Genomic DNA, 25,175 nt, shown 5'->3' on the forward strand with positions numbered 1-25,175 from the left:
CGCAGCTTTAGCTGCTGCCGGTATCAGGCCCTTACAGGGCTGACAGCAAGCCACCGGCTATGCCGGTGGTCATGACTTTCTTTTTTCAATAAAAATACTTATAATGTCATGCAAATGTAACTTGGTATAGTCTGTGCTAAGAGTATTCCTGTATAAAGGAGGTATACGAATGGGCACTGGACTCACCAAGCTTGTATTGCGCTATCAACAGCTGCTCACATCGGCTCATCATCAGGAAAGGAAGGAGGCCGATCTACTATACCAAAAAATTGAAGAGCGTTGCCTTCTCATAATCTATAGCTATCCTGTAAGCGTCCATGTATTGGAAGAGGAGGCTGCAGCAGATCTTCTGCTCTCTTTAAAACCACGATTGAAACATATGATAGACTCCTTCTCCTATGAAGGTTTCCCATTTGAGAATTTCATACGTCGAATAGCCTACATGCAAGCTCATGTATATATCAAACGATTGAAGCGAAGCAATAGGAAACATACACTAATCCCCTACCCGACTGATAGTTTCGATCACCTCATTGCTTCCGACTATCAAACTTCCTATAGTGCGTTGAAATCGAAGACAGAAGGTGAACCTTCCTTCACATGGAGCACAGAAACTGAAGTCTGCCGTCGTGTTAAAAGGAAGATCGATTCATCAAAAAGTTTCCGCCGTCGGTTCCTGCAATTAGTCTTGTTGTGTTCAGAGCAACTGGATGCCAATCAAATCAGGTTCCTTGCCGCATTTATGAATATGGAAGAGACCGAGTTAGCTAGAAGCATCAGTCATGCATTTGAGAAGAGCTATGAAAGAAAAGAGAGGACTATTCACATCGCAAACATCAGGGATTACCATTTCCTTGAAAAGTGTTTTTGTGAGAGAGAAATAGGTATGCTCAAATATAACAATGCTAAGCCATTCGTAATAGAGAAAATGAAAAGTCGTTATGAAAGAGAAGACAAATTATTTCTAGAACGTAGACAACAAATGCAAAATCGAGCCAGATCAATAACCCATGAAGTGGTAGCCGAACTAACTAAAGTACCTAAGGGAACGGTCGATTCAGGTATCTCTGCTATTAAACGTTATTTAACCAATCTGATAGACGGAGCGTCTTAAATCGGGTATTTTCAGGACATGGAACTTTTATTCGCCTCACAAAATAGACACAAATTGGGTGAAATGGCCGCACTTATGATTCCTCATGTAATCATCCTTCCTGCTGATATAGGCATTGGATTCGAATTTGAGGAAACCGAGAAAACCTTTGTCGGAAATGCTCTCGGAAAGGCCGACCATCTCTACAATAGTACCGGAAAAATATCGCTTGCGGACGACTCAGGGATTGTGATCGATGCGCTTGATGGTGCTCCGGGAGTTTTCAGTGCAAGGTATGGAACCGACATTTTTGGACGTCCACTGGATGCGATCGAAAAGAACCGCTATGTGCTTGACCAACTCAAAGATGTCCCCAAAGATAAAAGGACTGCACGATTTGTCTGTTCAATGGCGTTGGTATTGGATCGCTACCGTCGCTTTGTTGTACAGGAAACTGTTGAGGGATACGTTGCAGCCAAACCATACGGAGAAGGTGGCTTCGGCTACGACCCAATATTTCTTGTAGGGGATGGAAATAAAACGATGGCTGAGATGAGTGAGCGGGAGAAAAATACCATAAGTCATCGTGCAATCGCTGCTCGTCGAATGCTAGGAATAATTCAACAATTGGAACAATCGGAGGTACTGCATGTCTGCTGACGCTAAAAAAAATATCATATTAGAGCGAAAGGACGTATCGCTTGAGAATACTTGGGATCTTACTGCTCTGTATGTAGATGATACACAATGGGAAAAAGATTGTGAAAGAATTGAATCAGCCATAGATGGAAGTACTAAATTCAAAGGAGAGATAGGAAAATCATCCGAGACATTGCTAGGAGTACTCCAGTGGCTCTCTGATATTGGTAAGGTAGCCGAAAGAATTATGCAATATGCATTCTTGAACCATGCAACTGATGGTGGTGATCCTATCAACCAAAGGCGTCAGAGTCTTGCCCATCAATTGATGACCCGTTTTTCTGCAGCGACCAGTTTTATTGAACCAGAAATCCTTGCCATTGAGACGAAAAAAATAGATTCTTGGCTGGATAAACCTGAATATGAAGACTATCGTATCATGGTACGCAAGATGCTTCGCTTCAAACCCCATGTGTTGAGCCCTGAAGAAGAGAAGATAATGGCTTTACAGGGAGAAATTGGCGGCAAAGCGCAGGAAGTATTCAGCGCATTGACCAATGTTGATCTCGATTTCGGGCATATCGTTACTGAGGAGGGAAAAATTCCTCTTACACAAAGCACTTACGGATATCTTATGCAACATCACGATAGGAGAGTCCGTGAAAGAGCCTATAGGAAATTCTACCGTGTATTCGATAAACATAAGAATACAATTGCCACCCTTTACGATGCGAGTATTAAACAGGATCTTTTCAGAGCGAAAGTTCGCTCCTATCCCGATTCACGATCCATGTTCCTGTTCCCGGACAAAGTAGATCTTTCCGTGTACGATAATTTGGTTAGTGCTGTTCACCATGCCCTACCCCAACTTCATAGATACTATGAAATACGAAAAAAACTTCTCAGTGTGGATAAGCTTACCCATTACGATGTTTACGTGCCTATCGTAAAAGGCATAACGGTGAAACATTCATATGAAGAGGCTGTCGATGTTATTGGGAAGGCACTCTCACCTTTGGGAAAGGATTATGTGAAGACTCTGCAGGAGGGACTCACCGTTGCTCGTTGGGTAGATCGGTATGAAAACAAAGGCAAACGAAGTGGAGCATTCTCTTCCGGTATCTATAGCGGATATCCCTATATCATGATGAACTACAAAGAGGATGTCCTGAGAGATGTCTTTACCTTAGCACATGAGGGGGGACACTCTATGCACTCATACTACAGTGCACGAAACAATCCTTTCCCTTCGTATGATTACACGATTTTCGAGGCAGAGGTAGCTTCGACATTCAATGAACAGCTTCTAGCTGACTATTTAGTATCGCACGCGGAGAGCAAGGAGATGGTCGCCTATGTTCTCGGTAAGCAGATAGACGATGTCGTGGCGACTCTTTTCAGACAGACCATGTTCGCAGAATTCGAGATGCTTGTGCACCAGCAGGCCGAACAGGGTGAACCGAATACCGTTGCATCGCTTCGTTCAACATACAGGAAATTGATGGAACAGTACTTTGGGCCGAATGTGAAGTTGTTCTCCCTCAGTGACCTCGAGGGCTTAAGGATTCCGCATTTCTACCGTGCATTCTATGTATACAAGTATGCAACAGGAATCAGCGCAGCGATAACATTGGCTGAGAAGGTTCTCAAAGGGAATGAAGAAGATAAGAATCGTTATCTAGAATTCTTGAAGTCGGGAGGATCACGTTATCCGATGGATTCTTTGCGATTGGCTGGAGTGGATATGTCCACTCCTGAACCGGTGGAAAAAGCTCTTGACGCATTTACCGGTTTGTTGGATAAATTTGAGGCGTTGATGCTTTGATAAGGGTCTGGAATAAGGGTTTTTATGGGATTGGTATTGACCAAAACACCTCAATAGTGTAGGTTTTCTTCTGTCAGTTCGCGGCAGTGGTGGAATTTGGTAGACACGCTAGCTTGAGGTGCTAGTGACCGAGAGGTTGTGGAGGTTCAAGTCCTCTTTGCCGCACACGTTAATCCCTTATCATGTAACAACATGGTGAGGGTTCTTTTTTATCAGAGAATCATCACCCCTATGTGTGACACCAGTTGTGACACCAATAAGAATGGGGGATTTTATGCGTTTTCGTGAAGATTTTTCCTTGTATAAAAGGACACTGAAGAGTGGAAAAGTAGTGTGGTACTACCACGCATATGATGAGGATGGAAATCGTATTTCTATCTCCACTGGACATACCAAAAAATCGAAGGCAAGAGATTATGTTCTTCAGCTTGTGAAGCAAGATCGATTGATTCCTACATCCATAAAACAGGCCACCACACTCAACCAGTTTTCTAAGCCGTTCTGGGTTTGGGGGGAATGTCCTTATGTTATGGATAAAATCAATCGTGGAGGGTCTTACTCGAGATCCTTCTGTGATTTCAATAAAAAATCTATGGAGAAACATATTCTCCCTACGTTTGGTAAGAAAAGAATTACCAAGCTAACAGTCGCTATGATCAACACTTGGTTATTGGATCTTCCCAAGAAAGCAAAAGTGTCTCGATCCACAGCAAACAAGATGTTGAGCCTACTACGCATCATGTTGGATGAGGCGGTTCGACAGAATATTATAAAATCAAACCCAGCAACTTTGGTTAAACCACTTCTTGAAAAACCAAACGCCCGTGACGCTTTCACGAAGGAAGAAGCAATTAAATTGCTGAACGATCCGGAACATTGGGGTAATGAACTCAGCTATACAGCGTCTCTACTCTGTGCTTGTACAGGCCTCAGAGCTGGAGAGATTCGAGCATTACGAGTCCAGGATATTCATAGAGACCATATTACTGTTGAGCATTCCTGGGATGAGAAATATGGGCTCAAATCTACAAAGAGTGGGAATATCCGAACGGTCCCAATTACCAAGGAACTTTATTCGACTTTGATGAAACTCGCTCCAGATAGGACCGATGGTTTTGTATTCTCGCTGAATAATGGAGAAACGCCTATGTCTGGGAGAGTATTTGCAAATTCGTTGTACAGAAAGATGCGAGAAATAGGAATCACCGAAGTAGATCGTATTGAACGAGGATTATCCTTCCACAGTTGGAGACATTTCTTCAATACACAACTTGTAGTTGCCGGAGTGAGTGGAGAAATCACGAGATCGGTTGTAGGCCATGAGAGCAAGGAAATGACAAATCACTATCTCCACCTTAAAACTGCTGACATGAAGAGTGTAATGGAAGTTCAGAGACAATTGCTGGCTTAGATCTTACCCAATATATCTAAGCCTCCAATTCAAGGACCTCATCAAGATTATCAGAAATAGTATCATTTCGTCCTGTTCGGAGATAATGTCCTAGATAAACGTAAATCTTCATTTCGGGTAAGAATACATACGAGCCACTTTTCCGCCTAAACTTCCTAGTTTCGAAATTCTGATAAAATTATTCAATGTTAGTAACCACTGAGAGAAGACTCACCTTGTCACAGTTGCACCAGACGAAATTTCCGGCTTAACACTCATGGCTGAATGTATCATGAAATTTTATTTCTGTGACGAAACAGAATATTCCTATTGCGATTCTTTACAACTGCACAAACATAATATAGTAAAAAAATGCACCCCCTCCTAACTATCCTTGAGGCTAATAGTTATAATAAGAGAAGGTGCATAGATATAAATCAGTCATGAATAGTTTAGCATCGAGAGAGAAATATCGCAATGTTTTTATCAGACATTACTACATTTTCTTAAATTCTTCGGCTACTCATCAAATTGAGCATCTTATCAGCCAGCGCCCTTACTACAGGCACGCTCACAGAATTACCTGCTTGCTTGTACAGATGACTAACCGCAAGGGCATCGGGCAACTTATAATCATCTGTAAACCCTTGCAACCTGAAACACTCACGGGGTGTCAGTTTTCTAATGCCCTTTGAATCTCGAATGAGAGGAACGTTATGGCCACCAGTTCCCATATTAGCAGTCAATGTAGGACAAACATTACTCTGATTTTCTCTGACATATACTCTTCTCCATTGGTAAACCGTATCTGGATTTTTCATCGCTTGATTCAGTTTATCATAGTATTGGTGCTCTTCATTGTAATAGTACCTATCCTCAAGATCTCTATCTTCTAGAAGGTCTCGTACTTTCGTTTTTAATAATACTTTGTCAGGAAGTAATATTGATTCAAGATTTTCGTGAGTATCTTGGTCTAGCGAATCTAGATTTTTGTCAAAGCAAAGAATATATATCCTCTCGCGATTCTGGGGGACACCTCCGTATTCCATTGTGTTCAACACAAAATCGGTGAACGTATATTCTGCATCGTCCAGAGCATCCCTGATAATCTTATAAGTACGTCCGTTATCATGAGTTCTTAGATTTTTTACATTCTCAAGAAATAATGCCTTTGGCCTAATCAACTCAACCATCTTCATGATAGAGAAAAAAAGGTTCCCCCGTTCGTCGTTGAACCCTTTTCGGTATCCGGCGATTGAAAACGCCTGACATGGAAATCCAGCAGTGAGAATATCAACCTTTGGAAATTCAAATTCACCACTCTTTGCTTTGGAAATCAAAACGTTAAGATCGCCCTCGAATAGTGTATGGTTGTAATTCTTTCTATAGGTGATGCATGCTGCTGAGTCGATCTCATTAGCCCAGGATAGTTTTGCACCTGCTTCCTCGAAGCCTTTTTCAATACCGCCGATACCCGCAAACAAACTTCCAACCGTATACATATGTTCTCCAGAATCTTCTTTTTTTTTAGTATATCCGCTGTAGATAGAAAATGCAGCACCTATTCGAATTTTTTAGCGAACATTGCATATGTCCCGATTTTTTTAAAATTTATCTCAAATGAAAGATCGCTGTGCTTCACAATTTCAACAGTATCAATGCCGATCTCTATAAGATCCTCGTAAGTTACCAACTCACCCTCTTTCACACGTAGGACATCCCGAAGAAGCCAATGCCCAAGAGCTTGGTTTGGATCACTCATAAGCGCCTTTCCGTCAGACTGGCAAACTTTTGCTTTCAGAACATTCTGGTTCGGGAGAGTCAACTCAAAAGGAGTATCTCTGTCTGGAAAAAATTCTGGGAATTCTCGGTGCACCCATAGAGGAATTGGTATGTACAATTCATCCTGATGTCGTGAACGCCCTCGTGCATTCCACTGATTGAGACCACTCCTTGGAAATACTTTTGGATTATCAACGTCCCGTGGAGAATAAAGTGGAAGGTACACGGTAGCCTTTCGCTTAATCTGTCTCTTCATGACCGGAGGAATAGTAATCTCGGGAACATACGTTTCGGTGCCTAAAGATCTGATGAGATCATATGGATTTCTTAAGATCTTGGCTTCGAATGAAAACAATTCTCTTCCCATTGAGGAGAAACGTTTAAGCAGAGTACTCTTGGTTAAGTTTAGTTGATATTCATTCTGGCCATCAGCAAAATGTAGATGCCTTGAACCCAATTCAAGTACAATCTGATCAAGATCGATCATGTCCATGTTCTGTTCATAAATTTTTATGACACCATTGTTTCTAACAACGCAATGGTAAATCAATTTGTTCAAACCGAGCAAGTCGCATGTTGATTCTATCCGTCGATTCCTTAAGAAAGCAATGTGCCGAACAAGGGCCTCGGGAGACATGGTCTTTCTTTTTTCCTCAGTTAGATCTTTATTGAACTCAGCAACTTTCTCAAAACTTTGATTGTTCTTCTCTAAGAATGTCTTAATGCCAAAACCGAGATTAATATTCTCCTCTATAATCTTCATCGCATCAGCTGAACAGTCCGTTCTAGAGACATTTTTAGCTCCAAATGCTAGACAGAATATATTTTCGGAAGCTCTGTATGGTATATATGGGCTTGAACTATCTGAAAACAATCTGGAGAGGCTCGCTATTCCTCTAAGATATGATATGTATGCGCTTTTTACTTCATCTGACTGATACTGGAAAAACATATAACTAACCACCTGAAATTTCGTCATTGCGTGATTGATCACTAATCACTATAACACAATTTTTGTTCAGGTTAGAAACAAAACAAAGGAATGCTTTTCATTGGTTAATCAGGATAGTAAGTATTGTACGATAGTATGACTCTTTCATAGTATCGTACAACTCCCACTTCTCAACGTGCCTTACTAAACTGCTCGTATTCATCGTCAAAGTTTTTATAGCACCCGACGAATCGGCTGGTATCGGCTGTAGTGTTGGGCGTTCTGGTGCTTGTACGGAGAACAGTGGTATTTCCAAAGGCTCACTCGGAGGAACGGTCTGACACCCTGTTAAAATCAGCAACGATATCATTAGCAATACTGATAATCTCTTCATCTGTCTCCGCCTCCTCAATTCCCTTTTCAAACTGCTTATGATCTTCCTCAATCTCTTCCATGGCTTCTGAAGCTTCTGTAAAGTGCTCTTGGTTGATCTTGTAGATTTCAGTCTGCTTTTTCTGTTGAACAATCTGTTGTTCTTGTTCAAGGATCTTTACATCCTTTTTCTTGTTCTTCCGTTTCTCAATCCCAAGCAGAGTTAGAAGAATTGCAAACACAGCTCCAATTACTCCCATGACTATTTCCATGCTGTCCTCCAGTTTGAGTACTTATTGAGTACTGTTGAGTTTCTTCACTTTCTCGATGGCCGAATTGGTTCCGATCGAAGCAATCAACCCGAGATAGAACGGACTGAAGTGAATTAGGAACTTGGTGAAAGCATCCATATTGAACACTTCGAACCATGACCCGATACACCCAATTGCAAATGAAATAATCAAGATTATCAACGTTATCTTCTTCGCCATATTACTCCTCCCTCCCGCTTTTAAATCCTTCAACCGTACATTCGGTGAAATAGTCATCCATGACTTTGTCTTGGATCTCTGAATCCCCATTGATCGAGTTCTTCCGGAAAGCTTCAAATATTACCTTGTCGTTCTTTAGTCCGATAGTTAGTCCCGCAGCAATCCGATCCACTAATTTGAACAACTTTCCGACATCCTCTCTCAACTCTTTGATCTCATCATTCTTCTTTGAATTCTTGGATATGAGAGTTATTACCAGTGGACCGTTTACCAGAGTAATGACTCCAGTAATGATTGCTACTTGGACCATATCGCTCATGCTCAGCCTCCAACCACACCGAGTTCCAAAATGAAGGCTTTCAACTCTTCGACTGTTTTCCCTTCGCACATTTGAGGAAGGTCACGAAGCCAGTTACGCCTCTCAACAAACTGTGTGGTGTCTGTTCCATCAACCAATGCGTTCTGGAGGTTTATATCATTCTTCTTGAACTCTTCTTCACGCCATGCCCTGATTCGCTCCTGAGTGATAACGAGGGCTTTCTCTGGGTTAATTTTCAGCATCGGGTACCTCCACTTCTGATTCCAGTTCTTCCAACTCTTCAAAGGTGTTGTACTGTGAACCATAGCCATCTGGTTCACCCCACTCTTCCGGAATCTCCCATGCATCACGAAAGGTTCTGTCTGATGGGATTTCAGAGTTTTCTACCAGCCAGAAGGGGAGTCCTGTAGGCACATCCTTTAACGCAATAGTCTCAATCGAATGGTTCGACAAAGCTTCTTTTGTGGGAATTACCACACAAACAGAATTGTCATCATTTTTATACACTGCCTTCATATTCACCTCACTCAAAAATTGCAACATACCCATAGGAGCAGTCCCTATAAACATTTGAAGTAGTATAATATCCGTGTGATACTAACACCGACCCAAGGGTAATTGCCTCCAATTTAGAAATTCTTAAATCATATGCGTTTTCGTTTGCATCAGCGTCTTGTCTTGACCCTGTAGTGACAGCATAGTTGGTAGACTTCATGGGGACGGCAAAATTTATCCGATACCGGCCTTCCCCCGCATCGACAACGGTGCTGACATTTCTACTTGCACGAGGAGAAACTACCCCAACCCCATTAAAATTCACCCACGCTCGACACCCATACATTGGTTTGCCATCAAGGTCTAAGTTGTTGAAATATCCTCCAACAAAAGGCTCGTTGGCACTACCAATTAAATGGAAATCCATTTCCGGGCTATCAGGGTGTGTCTTCGGCAGAATGGAAGAAACTCTTATGCTCCGTTGTGCAACGGATAAGGTTATTCCAGCTGTATTAAAACTCTCATACACGCCTTGGGTTGAGCCGTCTTCTCCCCATTTGGTTATGGTCTTATCCCCAGCTTCCGAAGTCCCAAACGATACACTGTTCGCATTCAGAACAACTGACTGGACGGTGAAGGTTTCGGGTGAACCTCCAACTTCTTCTATGGTTATACTTCCAGTTGCTGGTTGTCTTATACCCTCTGTGAGTGTTTGGATAACAGCATTGTTAAAGGCGACATCACCCTTCATAAAGTTTAGATTTGAGGTATGCACCCAAGACTGTGGAGATGATAGTGAGAAGGCTTCATTACGATATTGCCCCGGAGAAATTACTCCATACGTGTTGTTTGTGTAACGCAAGAGAACACCGGGACCAGCTACGGTATAGAAGTAGTAATACGCATTTTTTACATATGTGTAATAATTTTTATCTCTCGACTCTTCACCCCGCAACCATATGGAATATGTTTCACCGGGTGTGCAATAAAAGGAATATGTGAAGGTGTTAAATTCTGGGTAGGTAGTCATTGAATTATTGCTTGCATCCCTAACAACAGTCCCTGGATTTGAAGCGGCACTGTTAACATTCGTATGAATTGGATTTTTTACTATTGAAACAAGTCCATCATAAATTGTGCTTTGCATCGCCGCATCAAACTTTATAGTTATGTAATAACATCCTGCTGGCACAGTAAAAGCCGAGTGTAAAAGATAATAATTTTCATTTCTATATGAACTTTGATCCAAGCGTGAACTGGTTGAAATTAACCCTCTAGAAGTGCTACTTGGCAATCTTGAAATTCCATTAAAAGCAACACCTTTATAAGAACCACTAGCACTATTTATTGTTCCATTTGTTGACACAGTAGATAATTCACCATATAACTCATCCGTACTCCACAACTCTTTGGTTGTGGGGATAGTTATAGTTGCTCCATTCTGACCTTTAACCGTCTCAAAAGCCTCATGTTTTACACTACCTTCAAATTCACCAGTACCAACAATTCTAACCAATCCACTTGTCGGATTGATTTCAAAGCCAATAGTACCATCGTAGGAAGATTGAATTATCGGGTTCGTAGCACCATCATTATAGTCTATCAGAAACCTATAAAGGCCTCTAATTATCTCCAGCCGTCTAGTAGTAATATTGTTCGCAAAGAAATCAACTGTAGCTAGGCTTTCAAAGAACTGTTGCACACCCAAAGCTTGCGCCCACAAACTCATTTCGCCCAAGTCTTCTTCTGCCAAGATGTCCATGAATTTGTCTTTGGTGAATATATCGCTAGGAATAGGAGTTATCAAAGTCTCTTGTTGAATAGTAGCTCCATCTTTTTTGAACCGACCGATAATCCATTGTACTGAGGTTGAATTGTAACCAACATAAGTCTTCCACTCGATTATCTTCGCCGTAGCATTGGGGAACATTCTCACGAATTGAACATCACTTCCATCGAAACTTATATACCCCTGCCCTTCGCTACTTACAAGGTCTTGAGAGTATGTAGGTACACGGTACTCTTCTCCATTGATATCTAGCTTTCCACCGACAACCGATAGCGTAGTGCCGGAGGATTGGAGTGAAGGTCTAATAGTAGGACCAATTATAACTGTTTTGGATTCTAAAAGTTTTTCATCTGCTTCATGTAGAGTATCAGGCTTTAGAGTTGCGAATGTTTTAAGGCTCGGGGCGTACCATGTATATGGCCCTGTTTCTCCCATGAGTTCGTTGTTATAACATATTTGTGGTGATACTCCACCATATAGTGTGGTTGTAAGTGACTGATCGCTATAAAGATGATAGGCGGCTCCTGTTGTTCCACCACCTCTTAAATAAATTGCAAATCCCATACTAGACATTGTATGGAGACATCCGCCAAACATTCTTGAATACATTTCAGACAATTCATGAATTGTCCAAAAGTATTCTGCCCCTCCCCAACCTCCAAAATTTGCTTTTACTTTTAGAGTAAGATTTCCTTTGTGTGTAGAAGTATTCCAATCTGGTGGAGCTAATTCAGAATAAGACCTTTTAACCATGATATCTCTCATCACGGTTTGGTCTCCAGACTTTATTACGACTGGATATAATTTATCACTATCTCCGTATATTATTATGTCTGCTTTATATTTATACCCATATTGACTATCCCTTGCATTCAAATCGTCTTGTACAACATTCACCGCTTCCCAAGAGTTATCACAAACCGGAGTGGTATATTTAGTGTCGGCAGGATTTTTATAGACAATCTTGCTCCGTGTCCAAAGGTATTTACCAGTGGACCACGTAGGAGGAGAAGTAGCCCAGATTCCTCCAGTCTGAGTTGTCTTTGAAGTGGACAAATAATACTCTTCCGTTATGCTTTCCACACCCTGTCCAATTGGACCTGTACTACCAGCTTCCCCCTTACCTCCAGTGATGCAAGCAGGATTAGTATAGGTTGGGTCTCCCACACTGTACGTAGTTTTTGTACGTGACCAGATATACTTTCCATCTTCCCACGCTGGAGAATTAGTAGTCCACCCTGTAGTTGGTGCCGTGGTACTGGAAGTGCTGATTGCATATTCAACATCTACAGAGGTTATTGAAGTACCAGTAGGACCTGTATCCCCTGTCTCACCTTTTACCTTAACCCATTTATACCTTGTAGGATCAGAACTATCACCTTCGGTGTGGTCGGTGTACGTTCCTATATAGAGCTTCCCGGAAGAGACTGTTGTGCTAAAACCACTTGTTCCAGTGTCGTTGTTTGCCCAAGCCGTATGGAAGTATGCGGTAAGACCATCAGCACCAGTTTGTCCTGGAATGCCCTGCGCCCCGTCTGCACCTTTTATCAACGTCCATTTGTAGACCGACCAGACGCCACTGTCGGCCGGGGTCTGATCCACGTACATGCCGATATAGGTTGCTGTGGAGAAGTGTGACACGGAGAAGTTTTCTCCATTAGAGCCAGTGGCGTAGGCTATATGAGTGTAACTGGATACTCCATCGTCACCTTTGGGTCCTTCAATTCCTTGGTCTCCTTGAGGACCTTGAATACCCTGTAACCCTTGTGGTCCCTGTTCTCCGGTTTCCCCTTTGATTTTCTTCCATGTGTAATCGGCAGGGTATGGACTATCTCCTTCTGTGAAATCCACGTATTGCCCTAGATAATCGCCTACAGTTTCCCCATCATTCGCTGTGAATGTTACCCCACCATCATCCGAGTACTTTAAGTGAAGGTATGATGTTTCACCGTTTTCACCATCCACACCGGGAATACCTTGATTCCCTTGTGGCCCTTGTGCGCCTTCTATGAGAACCCATGTGTAAAGGGTTTTATCAGTGCTGTCCGTGGGGTCATTGTCTACATATGTACCGATATAAGCTCCACCAACATCATTCATGCCAGTACCATCTGAATAGTCTGAATACTTTACGTGGAAGTATGAAGGCTGTCCGTCTGCCCCAGCGGGACCTTGCGTTCCTTGGTCTCCTTGAGGCCCTTGGATTCCTTGTGGTCCTTGCTCCCCTTGTTCGCCTTTTATCTTTTTCCAAACATATACGGATGGATCTGAACTGTCGGCTTCTGTATGATCTACGTATTGACCGAGGTAGTCCCCGACATCCTCACCGTTGTTTGCTGTGAAAGTAGTTCCACCATCATTGGAGTATTTAATATGCAGATAAGATGAGACACCGTCCGGTCCCATAGGACCTTGGATTCCCTGTTCTCCATTCTCGCCTTTAACAAGTACCCACGTATAGTCAGCAGGATCTTCACTGTCATCCGAACTGGAATCAACATAGGTCCCCATGTATTTCCCTGGGACTTCTCCAAGAAAATCTGTGAATGTGGCTCCATTGTCGTTGGAATATTTCAGGTGGAAATAAGAAGGTTGTCCATCTGCTCCAGGAGGTCCTTGTATACCTTGTTCTCCTGGGGGTCCTGGAACTTCTTCGGACAACGTTACAAAGCCACTCTTTGAATAATACATGGTATCGCTGTACTGATACCGGAACCTACACAGAAAAGAAGCAGATCCATAAATCAGATCGTCATGCGATACAGTGATGGTCTTCCCAGACAAATCCACACCATCACGCCAAGAGGAATCAGCCACCCTATCCTCTGAGACACGCGCCCATTCGAATGCTGAACTATCGTATTCATTTGTTACATCCTCACCTTCACGCAAGAGCATAACTGAAAGTGTCGTAGGCGTGTTGTCGAGTGGGACAGTTATCCCTGTGGAGCTATTCACCACTACTTCGAACTTTATTCGCCAGTCCAATCCCCCAAGCATCCCCGTCGTAAATCGAAAAAACTGCTCCTCCAATAATGAGGATGTCCTATACAGCTCGTCGAACAAACCGCTCATATAAAGGTGTGAGTCTATATCAGATCCAAGTGTCATATCGCTCAAAAGCACATCCAGAAATGAAGAGAGATTTTGGTAGGCTACAAGATATTCTTGATATCCTTCCTGTTCGGTCACACCCCATTCTTCAGCCTTCGAGACCAAGATTCCATGGTTGGATTCAATGATCTTGTATTCCCTTTCTAGAATGAGCTTTTCTGAAACAGTCACATGATTGTCCGCACCTATAAGAGAAACTTGAGCTTTAATCTCCGCCGTATCACGCTTGATTAGTTGAGCATCGAGTTGTTGTCTTAAGGTTGAAACCGAATCCTTTTTCAATCCCTTCAGTTCAACCACTTCATCTACAATCAGGGATCTTCCTGCGTTGTTGTACTGTTTGCTCATCTAGCCTCCCATAGATCACCATATGTCGATCCCAGCAATTCAAACGGATTCTCGTTTTGCAGACTCTTTATTGCCCGGTTGATGAAAGCAGTCGGCAAACCGCCAACCGATCCAATACCATCCAGTAGATCCCATACCCGCTTATTCATCTTGTCCCAATCCGTAACTGCGGTTCCCATCATTCTTCCGAAGGCAGTCGGTAAATCCACCAAGTCCCCGCCATAGAAACCACTTACTCCTTGGGAGACGGTATTACCCACGATTGGAAGCGTATAACTTGCAATCATCTTCAAGATTTCTCTTTTTATCCTGTCCCAATACTTCTCATCATCGTCATCTCCCCTGAAGGCAACTCCTGAGACGAGCATGATCATGCCTCCGGAGATAGCCATATTCATGACTATCCCGAACATCTTTCTCAATTCCTTGGGATTCTTGGTTGCGATATATGCCTTTGCACTTGTTGGAAGGTCGTACCAGATCATGTTGATGTACTGGAAAATCTGGTTGGAGAATAAAAGGAACGCCCTAGTGAAAGGACTCTTCTTGCGTTGGATCGATGATAAATCATTTACGATCGATGTCGGCTGGGTCTCACTGATCAGTTGCGTGGCTCTATAAGTCGCTTCTTGTTTCAAAGCTTCTTCATCCAAACCATTGGGATTCCTTCGTACGTAAGTGTCATAAGCAGCCAACCAGAGTGTGTTTACTGCAACTTGGTCCATGATCTGGATGCCTTTCATGCCGATATTTTCATTGAAAGCTTGTATCTTTCTTCCAAGAAAAGAATCGAAATCGGATGCGTTGTACTTCTCCACCTCGACAGATATCGAACGCTTGAGCATATAAGGACTCATCTCATGGATGAATTTCACCGCCTCTTCATGTGTTTTCGGATTCGACAACCTCAAGGCCACATTGAAGAGTTCCATGGCGCCGATGTCGCCCCGAAGTGCAGCACTGAAAGAAGGAAGCTGCTTTAACATCGTCAGAAAATTCAATGACAATGCTGCAACCGCAGCATTCGAGATGATCTTGCTACCGATTCGCTCGATATCATCCAAGATGACTTGGGGAGAACCCACATCGTTCACATACTCCTGAACCACATTCAGGAACTTTGGTCCGAAATTCATATCGATGATACGTCCTACTGCGCCTCTTGTAAGCAGGTAGTTCATATCACGGGTCCAGTCAGCCCACTTGATGAAATGTTCCTGCTTTTTCACTTGGCTGGTAAAGGTATGTGTCACATTCAATTTCAACGGATATATCGCATGGGGATTCACAATTTTTGTGAAGTCCTTATCAACGTAACGGATCTTTGATCCTTGAGGACCGACAAGGAGATCGGTCTTACCTTCATCGACTTTCCCATCAGCTACGAAAGTAAAATATCTTTGTCGTCTTCCAAGGTTTCGGTTGTATACCTCGTAATAGGTATCTCTCATCCGCTCCCAGACTTCATCCCCTCCAAGGGAATCGATCATGTAATCACCCCATTGCTTATCCTTGTCGGTAAGAGTCCCGATTGCTTCGGCGAGCTGATCAGGTGGAATATTGTTTCCCCGATTGTGAATCAGCTTTTGCGCTCCCATGGGGTTTTGGGAGTACACATACAAACCGATAACCTCTCCCTTATGTAACGTCTTCTCTTGGCCGGAAGGCGTTGTATAGGTATAAGATTTCTTCGCCAGATAATCGCTGGTAATCTTCAGCTCCTTCATCTTCGCATCGGCATCCTGAAGTCTGCGATAAGATTCCCTGAGTTCTTCAGTCATCCTTTCGTAGGCTTCCCGTACAAGCAGTTGGTATGCCACACCCTCTTTATTCCCATCCAGCATACGGGCAATCCGTTGCATTTTTCCGATCGAAGCCCGGATAGTATTGAACATCGCATCAAAGATATTCTCATCGTATGTGTCTCGTTTTTGCGTCAGATCATCTATGATGTCATTCATTAGAGATCCATAACCGGGACCTACTTCAGGTAATTCCCCATAGGTTTGGCGATACATCTGGGATGCGATATTCTGGAGTCGGTCCATCCGTTGGAGATTCTTACGCTCCAGCATGACTTTGGCATCCATGCGCATCAAGGAGGCCGCTTCCAATAGTTTCTCCAACTCACCCAGATTCCATTGGTTAATCTTTCTTCCTTGCTGAATCCAATGGAGGTTTGCCTCGGAGATATACTGGCTCATCTGCTGGGGAAGAAGCTCCCATCTACCGGGCTTCTGGTTCTGGTCGAGTAGTCGATAGATTGCGTTGAATGATTCTTCAAATGAAGCATCGATGGTATCGGGATTGAATTTCACTGTGGCGAGTATTTTCTTGTGCACTCCTTCCAATGCTTCAAGTAGCTTTTGGTTCTCCAACTTGGCCTGTAGTAATTCAACCTTCCTTGCAATCTTTCGCATCTCAAGGTTTCTAGCAGACAAAGCCCGACGCAATTCGCCAACACGGTTCCGACGATCGGCAAGTTCTCGTTCCAACTGGCCCACCTTCGAAGCCTGTTTGGACTTCTCGTCAAGCTTTTCAACTAGTTTCCAAGCACGGGCACGTTCTTTGTCCAATGCCGATTGGGTGGATTTCAAAGCCTTCTTTTCATCTCGGAGACTATCAGATACTTCCTTCAATTCTGATTGAACTTTAGAAAGTTGCTTCTTAGCTTTGCTGATATCCTGATCTTTCTCGGCACCAAGTTTTTTCAATTCGGCATTGGCCTGTTGTTCCATGGCAATCACACCGTCATGGGTAGCCAACTTCTCCCTGGCGTTATACCGTTCCCGCTTGTCTTTGGTGTTTCGCAGGTATTCGGCAGCCTGACGGTCTGTCATCTGGTTAAGAAGGAGAGGTTCGTTGAGAGCCTCTTCCATTTGCTCTCCCAACATATCGTAGTAGGCATCCCTAGTAGCCTCAGAATCAGGGGCAAGTCCCCGCATCTCCAATACCCTATCCTGTGCTTGATCTATGACTTGTAGAGCCTTCCTGTAGGGTCTGGGGTTATCTTGGATGGCTTTTCTTGCACGTTGGAGCTCTTCCTCGGTGGAATTGGCATCAAGTCGTTTCACAACGGGAGAGACACCTTTGAAAGCTCCCCACCGATATACAATCCGTTGAGAACTTCCCCGCCGTCTGGTTCCAGCATTGCCAACACTCTCCACATCCTCATAACCACGCAGTCTTCGTCCAAGTCCAACCAAAGCCTTGTCGGTCCCGGTATACATCCGGACAAACTGCGCATCCTTGTCTTTAGGGGACATCATTCTTGAATAGGCATGCACTCTCTTGAACCAGAGTTCGTCCTCAAGAACCCAGTGATATTCACCCATCTCAGTATTGGTTTGTAAATGGACTAGGAAATCGTCGGTATCAGAAAATTTTCTCGCCTCTTCCAATATCCAAGGATACTCACGGAGATGTCTTCGAAAACTTAACTCCTTATCAGCCCATTCATCTCCCGAATATTCTTGTAGTACATTCTCTGGAATCCAGTAGAAATTCTCGATAGCCTGCCGGACTTCGCTCTTTCGGGTTTCCAACAAACCTTGCTTAGCTTCGTCTGATAGTTGATAGAGAGTATTTTTTTCTGTTTGTAGTGAATCTTCAGTAGTTCTCTGTCGGGAGGTTAGTCCTTCTTCGAGTCTTCGGAGTTCTTCTCCTGAGTATCGCTGGAGGATTTCCTCGAATAATGCCCGCCGACTGCGAATCCACGAGTGTAGATCGGATCGTCCGGAGAAGCTTCTCTCGAGTGATGTTTCGGTGTTCTCCCTTTCGCTTTCGGACCAATCGTATACCGGACCATATTCCCCCTCCGTGAATATCCTCGTATCTTTGATGATGCCAAATCTATCAGCATTGTCTTCAAAGAAAAGATCCAAGGTTCTAACAAAATCCTCATCATGAACCCAAGGAGCATGGGTGAAATCATCCCTGAAGTTGATCAGTGTGATTTCCTCGCTCCCGGTCCTCGTATAGCCAACTTCATCTCCAAGATACTGTTGAAGCTCACTCAGAACCTCTTTCAGTATACCATCATCCAAGGCATTTTTGAAGGTATATACCATCGCTCGAGCAAACTTTCCACCGTGAACTTGCACATCCTCGGAAGTGAGATTCTTTTTGTTTTTCAAGTATTCTTCTCGAAACACTTCAGCTTCAGCCTGGGTTTCAACTTTACTTCTTGGTATGGTCGAAACCTTTGTGATCTCACCTTTCTCATCACGGGAATATTTCACCACTTTGAAGTAGAGTTCTTCTTGGTCGGCCTTGGATGAGATCGGGGTAGAATCCGGTTTGAAGAACGGTACCGCATCCTGTTTATATATGTATTGTATCGCACGTGCATACATGCGAACTGTATCGAAAGAGATCCTCTGACCCTGAACTCTGGTAGGGAAAAGATTAGACAATACGTTCGGCGTAACTGTTCCATCATATGCCCCGTCACCTTTGGCAGCAAAGGCCAATGGAACTCCGAGTTTCTCTGCCAGCAGATCATTTCCCTCCACATCAGAAATCAATGCTTTTGCTTCTTCGGTGAATCGCTTCTTGGTCTCGGTAGAAGCTGATGTAATACCATGACCCAAGGTAGATGAAGGAATCGCTTCCCAAGTGACAATCTGGGATGAATCATAGATCGCCTCCTTGAAAGAGAATCCAGACTGCTCAACAAGTTTCTTCACTTCTGCCGAGGTCCCTGCCTCTGCAAGCGCATATTTTCGCCATAGTTGTTTGTGAAGTTTCTCTGCTTCACCTGAAGTAGGATTCTTGATCTTTCCATTTTCAAGCCAAGAGAATCCTTTCTTTACACTCTCTTTGTTTGTCCTAGCTTTAATCTCTGGAAGCTCATACCTGGTTTTCATTGAAGACCAGATTGCTGCCTGGATCTGATGGGGAGTCCATGCTACGTCTCCAGCATTAAGTTTCTCATTCAGCTCGGCGGCAAGCCTTCGGGTTGAATTCTCACTGAAGGAATATTTACCGGAGCCCTTATCGTCTGAATAGGCTTCAACAAGATACCCAAATGCACGAGCCATCCAAAGGTCCATGGTAGCAACATCAGAAATGTCTATATCAGGAAAGGACTCAGGATACTTTCTCACCAGCTCATACATGAGATTTTCGTAAAAGGACCCTGTCTTCCGTCCTATCCAATCTTCGTCATGATACAAAGCACGTTTTGCTTTGTTATCCAACTCCCCCATCCCAGAATGGAGTTCTTGCTCCGGCAACCCTGCAGCCCAATGATTGTAAGCTCGAATTGCCATGAGCGTATTGTTCGGTACATTGTTATTGGGACTATAGATGGAAAGTAGCTGGATGAATTTCTTAGCTTTACCGTGATCACCCTGGGTAATTCTCCAAACCTCAGTTGCACTTTCTTCATACCAGAATCGTCCGGATTCCCCTTCTTTCACCAATTTTCTGAGCAGATGTCTCAAATGGTTAAGATCCCTTCTGCTCTTAACCCATTCCGGAGCTCCCTTGATCTTGCCAGTCTCGGTGATCTCTGGCTCCCAGTTGCGGTAGGGATTGTGAGCTCTCTGGTACAGAACATTCGGATTATCGGGATCCCACGCACCTTGGTTATTCAATGCATCCTGAGCTTGAAATATATTGTCTGCATCAAAAACAATAACGATATTCGAGGGAATATCGGAATCAACACTGTCGATCACATTCTGGACGAACAACCCATCATTCCCATTGGATTGTGCTTGGTCAATCAAATCTGTAAACGATTCCTTTTCTTCGCCTCCCATGTCAACAATAAGAGGATTCTCCAAGGTAATATGGACCTGTGTGACTTTTCCGTCACCAAAGAATTCTCCGGTGGCCATTTGGGTGTCTATCTCATTGATTCGGTTCTCTAGAGCCTCAGCCTGCATTCCATATTGTTCTGACAAGCTATCATCACCCAAATCGAGAGCTTGTAGCTCTAGATCACGCAATCGCTCGATCTCCCTGTTGTGTCGTTCGACCTGTGCCACTGGATATGCTCTGTTGGCATATCCTTCAGCTACCTCCCTCTCAGAGGTGAAGAAGAACCCAGCTTCAGCATCCTGCGCACCAGAATTGGATCCACGTCTCTCTGGAATAAAATCTTCTATGATAGATTCTCCACCATGATAGAAAGTTTTCAGTACTCCATTCTCTTTTAGGATTGCATGAGTCTTTTCAAGGAGTGCTTGGTATTCTTCAGATGATTTCGGTGGTGACTCCTGAAAGAGAATGTTTGGATTATCAGGATTCCATGTTCCCTGGTTGTTGACTGATTTAATCTGGCTGGGGGAGAAGGCGACATATACAATTCCTGCATCATCGGGGAGTTTCTTCAAATCTTCATGGTACATTCTCTTATTGCCACCGAATTGCTCTCCCACGGCAGAATCATCCTTAAAGATGACTCCGTCATAGCCAGCTTTCTGAATAGAGGATTTCAAGTCTTCGGAATTTACCCATGCTTCTTTGCTCGCAGGGGCGCTCACGAAGTAATTCCATGTGCTGAACGATCTCTTCCACCCGACTTCTTGATCGACCTCAACATGTTTCTCTGCAAGTTCTTTCTTAAACGCATCCCACGTATACATCCACCGATCAAGCATCAAGGGATTGCGAATATTCAGATATACTTCCTTTACAGGACCATATACTCGCTCGTTGTCCTCCCACTTGTTGAAAGCGTAGGTTTTAGCGACATCATAATATGGCGTGAAGAAAAACCCAAACTTACCACCTTCAGGACGAACGTTGGAATATGAAGTATATACATCCCCGGGATCAGTACGTACGCCGTTGTACACGATTAGTGGCTTGGCATCCTTTACTACTTTGGATGCATTTTCTGGGTTGAGCTCCCAGTCCCCGAACCATACCTTAAACTCCGTAGACTCAGGTGGAGGTGAAGGTTGAAACAAGATATTTGGATTGTTAAAGTCCCAAGTTCCCTGGTTGTCGATAGACTTCACGTGCATGGGAGAAACGACAGCATATTCGAGTGGCCCTCCATTTCTCATCTCTGCGATTAATCCATCGTAATCATAATCAGATAGATGCGAAAGCAAATCTGAGGCGACAAATTTCGCATACTGATGTCCTACCCTTTCCTTGAGCATCATTTCATCGAGAGCTTGTAGCTTTGATTCTCGATCAATACCATAAGTTTCTATGGCAGACCTGATGTTGTCATAGTCGGTTGTAGTCAGAGAACGGAAATCCAACGGATTCTGGATCTTCATGTATAGTGGATATACGTGTCCTCTCCTACCTGGGCGGAACGAAAGGTTTGAGTTCCCGGGAAGTTGTTCATAAGAGAAATCATCCGCTCCCCTTTCGCTATCGGTTGCGTAGATCAATCCATGCTCTCCCCCATTCGCACCTTGACGATCAAACTGTGTAATTCCTTCGGCAGGACTACCGTGATAGAGAACCTTCGGTTCACCGTTTTCGTCCACTACCTTGGGTGCTTCATTGACAGCGTAGATATTCTGTATTACTCTTTTAATAGCTCCAGTACCTGCTCCGTTAAGCGCACTGGTATCAGTGGTCGATGCTTCGGTCTTGAAGGCAGATTGCTGGAGTTTTTCTTTAAGCACCACCTCATGGACATACATTCGTTTGGTGCCCTTATCTGCTTTTACCAAAACCACGCCCACGTAATCTTGTTTCGCTATCCGTACTGGAGCTGCAAGAACATATATGGACAAATTTTCATCACGATCGGATGTATGCTGGTCGATGAGCCTTCCAAATCTCAAAATTTCTGGAACTATGGCAAACGCTTCAGCTTTAGCTCGTGTAAGACCGTGTGATATGGAATTCTTAACCGCCCGCTTATCAAGCGACACTTTCCCGATTTGGGCAACATCTACGACTGAATATCCTTCGCCCTCGTACCAAGAGGAAACTTTTTTGGACAACGAGACACCGTCAGCCTCGAACTGGTTGCCAGGAGCAATCCCAATCGGGAGCCCTTCTAGATATTTTTTATGTGAAGCAGATTCCCAATCACCGAACCATTTCTTAAATGATGGTGTTCGTACTTGTACCCATTTCTGTTCTGTAAGATTCGTCGGATTTCCATTAGGAGCTCGCATCCATTGCCTAGTGTTTTTATACCGTTGGACAACTGCCTCATATTCCGGAGTTTGGAACAGGACATTCCCTTGAGCATCCGCTGGGATTGTCCCATAAGATCCTTGGACACCCTGTCCATCCCGTGTCAACAACCTGTCAAAGGCCTGTTTTACCTCAGGATTCAGTTGATATCCGAACTCCTTCATGAATCTTTGGAGAACCGCCTTCATCCTATGAAAGATATTTTGTAATCCCTCCGAGGGAGCCTCTCCAGTTCTCAGATACGCAACAAAATCATCTGCGAAAGCTTCTTCGTTAGATTCAACAAGCTGCTTGGCCTCATCAAAGGTTTCGAATTGCTTACCATTGACTTCATACTTGTCACCGATCTTGTTTATATCCTCAAGCCAGACTGCTTGCTGTCCTCTACCATAGATTTCAGTGAAGTCGGCCAACTGCTCCTTTGAAGCTGTGCCTCTAATAAAGTGACCGATTTCGTGAAGCAGAGTCGTTGCATCAGCCTTTTCGGAAAGGTGAATGGTGTACTGTTTTCTCCCATCAATCGTAATATTCTCGATCGCTCCTCTCTCTCCTTTTGGGGAAGCTTTTTCCAGCTTGAACACTAGATTATCTTCAAGCATCCGATCTGTTGGAATTCCAAGAGTTTCTGCTGCCAATTTCACTGCATCGACGTTCGCTTCTAGGTCTGCGGTAGAGATTCTCCCCCCAGTATGGGAAACGATGTCACCTATGGCTTGCTTGATAATTTGACGCTCCTGCCACTCAAGAGCCCTGTCCCCTGTCATTCGGGAAAGCGAATAGGGAGCTTCAGGATCATCTACATATGAGATATCTGGATCGGCTGTCTCTTGTCCCTCTTCAATGAGAGTCAATGCCAATTTCGAGAGTTTTCCATCCTCGCTTCGAATTGTGATTTCTACACCAGAATCTGTTCGTTGAATCGCTTCCGTGTTGGAAGCGAGGAGATAGACAGCACGATCCATCTCTTCTTCGGAGTTGAATCCGAGCTTCTCATTTTCGATAATCTTCGCTTCCGTTGCCACTGCAGCCCGATTGAGGATAGATAGCTGGTCTCCTGATTCCATAGGAGAAAGGTCTTCGACAATGACTTCCATAGCCTCGGCACCATTATTAGCTGCCCTCGTAGCCTTTTCCAATTCCACTTCATTTACTGGCGCAAGGTGAGTACCGACATTGACTACCCTGATAGGCTCGATCGGACCGGAAACGGCATTCTCGTCTCTCTCTTCCAACTTCCCTTTCGGCACACCGACAAATGAGGAATCGATTGGGATGGAATTCTTTGATGGTGTGAAGTTCTTTCTGGAAGAAGCCCTGAGCCTCGCAGAATATGCTCCTTGTCCAATTCCTGCAGTCAGGAAACTGGTGAGGAACATGCTTTTGCCAGCTTCATATGTTGCCTTGGCAGCCTCAGAGACCGTATCCCCTAGAGAAGTGATATCGAATTCAGCTCCATCCTTGTTTGCCATAGCCTTCAAGGCATTCTCGAAGCCAATACCCAATCCGGTCTGGATCCCTTCCTCGCCACCTTCTGTACCTGTTCCGACTGTTCCTTTTACTACGGTTGATTTGATCGCTGAAGAAAGTCCTCGCTCGATATGTTTCGCCAATTCCCTATTGGTGAAACGAGTCTTCAGTTGCTTGTACCAAGGGAACATCTCCATGCTCCCCAATTCGACCAGCCCCATCAGTCCAGCTAGACTATGAAACAACACCCCTCCGACGGGAGAATCCCATGGCAGTGTATTCCCTTCGGCATCCTCTGTCTGCATCACGTTGTACAGTACATCTCCTGCCTGAGAGTATCCGGTGGAGAACCAGTTGACTCCGGCAGCTGCCATACCACCACCCTTGGCTACCGTTCGTGCGACTGCAGGTCCCCACACTTTGTTCGCAATCCCTCCGGGAATCCACGAGAGCAATGCCGTGGTAGTGATAAACTTGAGTGATGACATCGTCGGTTGTACGGAATCCAGTACCAAGTCTCCAAATTTCCCATAAGTGTTGAAAACTGGATTCGTATGGATTTTCCCGTCATACTCTCTGGCCACATCTAGGAAATCGGTATTACCCGTGATCCTATACAGCGAAGTGGTGATACCTTTCATGTCCTGCCAATGTGAATGCTGTGCAGTAGTCTTAAGGGCTTCCCAGTAGTTCTTGTCTCTCGTATCTATGCCAGTTGCAGAAGAGGCGAAACCACTTTCCGACATCCTTTGAGCCGACTCCATATCTATGCCTAGGTTGTTTAGCATAAGAGAGGTGTCGAACCGTTCTATTGCCCCGTTGGGATCTTCAGAACTGTATATCGCCTGTTCAAAAGGTTGCCTCAATTGGCGCTCTATGTCGAACAGTCCTATTTCCAACTCATCCCCATGAAAATCCTTGGACCGTTCGGGATTTCCTATCTTGAGCATCCGCATCACTTCGCTGTCCTGCATCAGTTGTTCAATATTCGTCATA

Annotated in this window: 13 protein-coding genes and 1 tRNA gene; 5 read left to right on the forward strand and 9 right to left on the reverse strand. The window is 44.0% G+C overall.

Going from position 1 to position 25,175, the window contains the following annotated elements; translation table 11 throughout:
* Positions 1 to 169 precede the first annotated feature (169 nt).
* From ACODJP_RS00005 to ACODJP_RS00025, 5 genes are all read left to right on the forward strand, one after another.
* Positions 170 to 1,114, forward strand: a complete 945-nt coding sequence (locus ACODJP_RS00005) for a hypothetical protein (protein ID WP_422477167.1) — start codon at positions 170 to 172, stop codon at positions 1,112 to 1,114.
* Between the two features lie 18 nt (positions 1,115 to 1,132).
* Positions 1,133 to 1,753 (forward strand): RdgB/HAM1 family non-canonical purine NTP pyrophosphatase, encoded by a 621-nt coding sequence (gene rdgB / locus ACODJP_RS00010; RefSeq protein ID WP_422477169.1) that lies wholly within the window; start codon positions 1,133 to 1,135, stop codon positions 1,751 to 1,753.
* Positions 1,743 to 3,557, forward strand: coding sequence for an oligoendopeptidase F (gene pepF, locus ACODJP_RS00015; protein WP_422477171.1), 1,815 nt, complete (start codon positions 1,743 to 1,745; stop codon positions 3,555 to 3,557). Before rdgB ends, pepF begins: the two co-directional genes overlap by 11 nt.
* A gap of 80 nt (positions 3,558 to 3,637) precedes the next feature.
* Positions 3,638 to 3,722 (forward strand) — tRNA-Leu (locus ACODJP_RS00020).
* 109 nt (positions 3,723 to 3,831) lie between these two features.
* The gene (locus tag ACODJP_RS00025) at positions 3,832 to 4,968 is read left to right on the forward strand and encodes a tyrosine-type recombinase/integrase (protein ID WP_422477173.1); all 1,137 of its coding nucleotides are present in this window, start codon (positions 3,832 to 3,834) and stop codon (positions 4,966 to 4,968) included.
* 485 nt (positions 4,969 to 5,453) lie between these two features.
* Here the strand turns inward: ACODJP_RS00025 and dcm are convergent, their stop codons facing one another.
* The 9 genes from dcm to ACODJP_RS00070 form a co-directional block, all read right to left on the reverse strand.
* Positions 5,454 to 6,449 (reverse strand): DNA (cytosine-5-)-methyltransferase, encoded by a 996-nt coding sequence (gene dcm, locus ACODJP_RS00030; RefSeq protein ID WP_422477175.1) that lies wholly within the window; start codon positions 6,447 to 6,449, stop codon positions 5,454 to 5,456.
* Positions 6,450 to 6,508: 59 nt separating this feature from the next.
* Entirely contained in the window at positions 6,509 to 7,681 is a 1,173-nt protein-coding gene (locus ACODJP_RS00035; RefSeq protein ID WP_422477177.1) for a hypothetical protein, read from the reverse strand.
* Between the two features lie 299 nt (positions 7,682 to 7,980).
* The gene (locus tag ACODJP_RS00040; protein WP_422477179.1) at positions 7,981 to 8,304 is read right to left on the reverse strand and encodes a hypothetical protein; all 324 of its coding nucleotides are present in this window, start codon (positions 8,302 to 8,304) and stop codon (positions 7,981 to 7,983) included.
* A 21-nt stretch (positions 8,305 to 8,325) separates the two neighbouring features.
* Complete coding sequence (locus tag ACODJP_RS00045) at positions 8,326 to 8,523, reverse strand: hypothetical protein (protein ID WP_422477181.1); 198 nt, start codon at positions 8,521 to 8,523, stop codon at positions 8,326 to 8,328.
* A 1-nt stretch (position 8,524) separates the two neighbouring features.
* Positions 8,525 to 8,842 carry a hypothetical protein gene (locus ACODJP_RS00050; protein ID WP_422477183.1) on the reverse strand — a complete coding sequence of 106 codons (318 nt, stop codon included), beginning with the start codon at positions 8,840 to 8,842 and terminating at the stop codon, positions 8,525 to 8,527.
* 2 nt (positions 8,843 to 8,844) lie between these two features.
* Entirely contained in the window at positions 8,845 to 9,084 is a 240-nt protein-coding gene (locus ACODJP_RS00055; protein ID WP_422477185.1) for a hypothetical protein, read from the reverse strand.
* Complete coding sequence (locus tag ACODJP_RS00060; protein WP_422477187.1) at positions 9,071 to 9,358, reverse strand: hypothetical protein; 288 nt, start codon at positions 9,356 to 9,358, stop codon at positions 9,071 to 9,073. Before ACODJP_RS00060 ends, ACODJP_RS00055 begins: the two co-directional genes overlap by 14 nt.
* 7 nt (positions 9,359 to 9,365) lie before the next feature.
* A complete protein-coding gene (locus ACODJP_RS00065; protein WP_422477189.1) occupies positions 9,366 to 14,588 on the reverse strand; it encodes a hypothetical protein in 5,223 nt (1,740 codons plus the stop codon).
* Positions 14,585 to 25,174 carry a hypothetical protein gene (locus tag ACODJP_RS00070; RefSeq protein WP_422477191.1) on the reverse strand — a complete coding sequence of 3,530 codons (10,590 nt, stop codon included), beginning with the start codon at positions 25,172 to 25,174 and terminating at the stop codon, positions 14,585 to 14,587. Before ACODJP_RS00070 ends, ACODJP_RS00065 begins: the two co-directional genes overlap by 4 nt.
* Between the last annotated feature and the right edge of the window lies 1 nt (position 25,175).

The organism is Pleomorphochaeta sp. DL1XJH-081 (assembly GCF_049310885.1).
In the GTDB taxonomy this organism is placed as follows: domain Bacteria; phylum Spirochaetota; class Spirochaetia; order Sphaerochaetales; family Sphaerochaetaceae; genus CAYZJV01.

Excerpts from the sequence above, each read along its gene's own strand:
- ACODJP_RS00005 (WP_422477167.1), top strand. The coding sequence starts at position 170 with ATGGGCACTGGACTCACCAAGCTTGTATTGCGCTATCAACAGCTGCTC.
- rdgB (WP_422477169.1), top strand. The coding sequence starts at position 1,133 with ATGGAACTTTTATTCGCCTCACAAAATAGACACAAATTGGGTGAAATG.
- pepF (WP_422477171.1), top strand. The coding sequence starts at position 1,743 with ATGTCTGCTGACGCTAAAAAAAATATCATATTAGAGCGAAAGGACGTA.
- ACODJP_RS00025 (WP_422477173.1), top strand. The coding sequence starts at position 3,832 with ATGCGTTTTCGTGAAGATTTTTCCTTGTATAAAAGGACACTGAAGAGT.
- dcm (WP_422477175.1), bottom strand. The coding sequence starts at position 6,449 with ATGTATACGGTTGGAAGTTTGTTTGCGGGTATCGGCGGTATTGAAAAA.
- ACODJP_RS00035 (WP_422477177.1), bottom strand. The coding sequence starts at position 7,681 with ATGTTTTTCCAGTATCAGTCAGATGAAGTAAAAAGCGCATACATATCA.
- ACODJP_RS00040 (WP_422477179.1), bottom strand. The coding sequence starts at position 8,304 with ATGGAAATAGTCATGGGAGTAATTGGAGCTGTGTTTGCAATTCTTCTA.
- ACODJP_RS00045 (WP_422477181.1), bottom strand. The coding sequence starts at position 8,523 with ATGGCGAAGAAGATAACGTTGATAATCTTGATTATTTCATTTGCAATT.
- ACODJP_RS00050 (WP_422477183.1), bottom strand. The coding sequence starts at position 8,842 with ATGAGCGATATGGTCCAAGTAGCAATCATTACTGGAGTCATTACTCTG.
- ACODJP_RS00055 (WP_422477185.1), bottom strand. The coding sequence starts at position 9,084 with ATGCTGAAAATTAACCCAGAGAAAGCCCTCGTTATCACTCAGGAGCGA.
- ACODJP_RS00060 (WP_422477187.1), bottom strand. The coding sequence starts at position 9,358 with ATGAAGGCAGTGTATAAAAATGATGACAATTCTGTTTGTGTGGTAATT.
- ACODJP_RS00065 (WP_422477189.1), bottom strand. The coding sequence starts at position 14,588 with ATGAGCAAACAGTACAACAACGCAGGAAGATCCCTGATTGTAGATGAA.
- ACODJP_RS00070 (WP_422477191.1), bottom strand. The coding sequence starts at position 25,174 with ATGACGAATATTGAACAACTGATGCAGGACAGCGAAGTGATGCGGATG.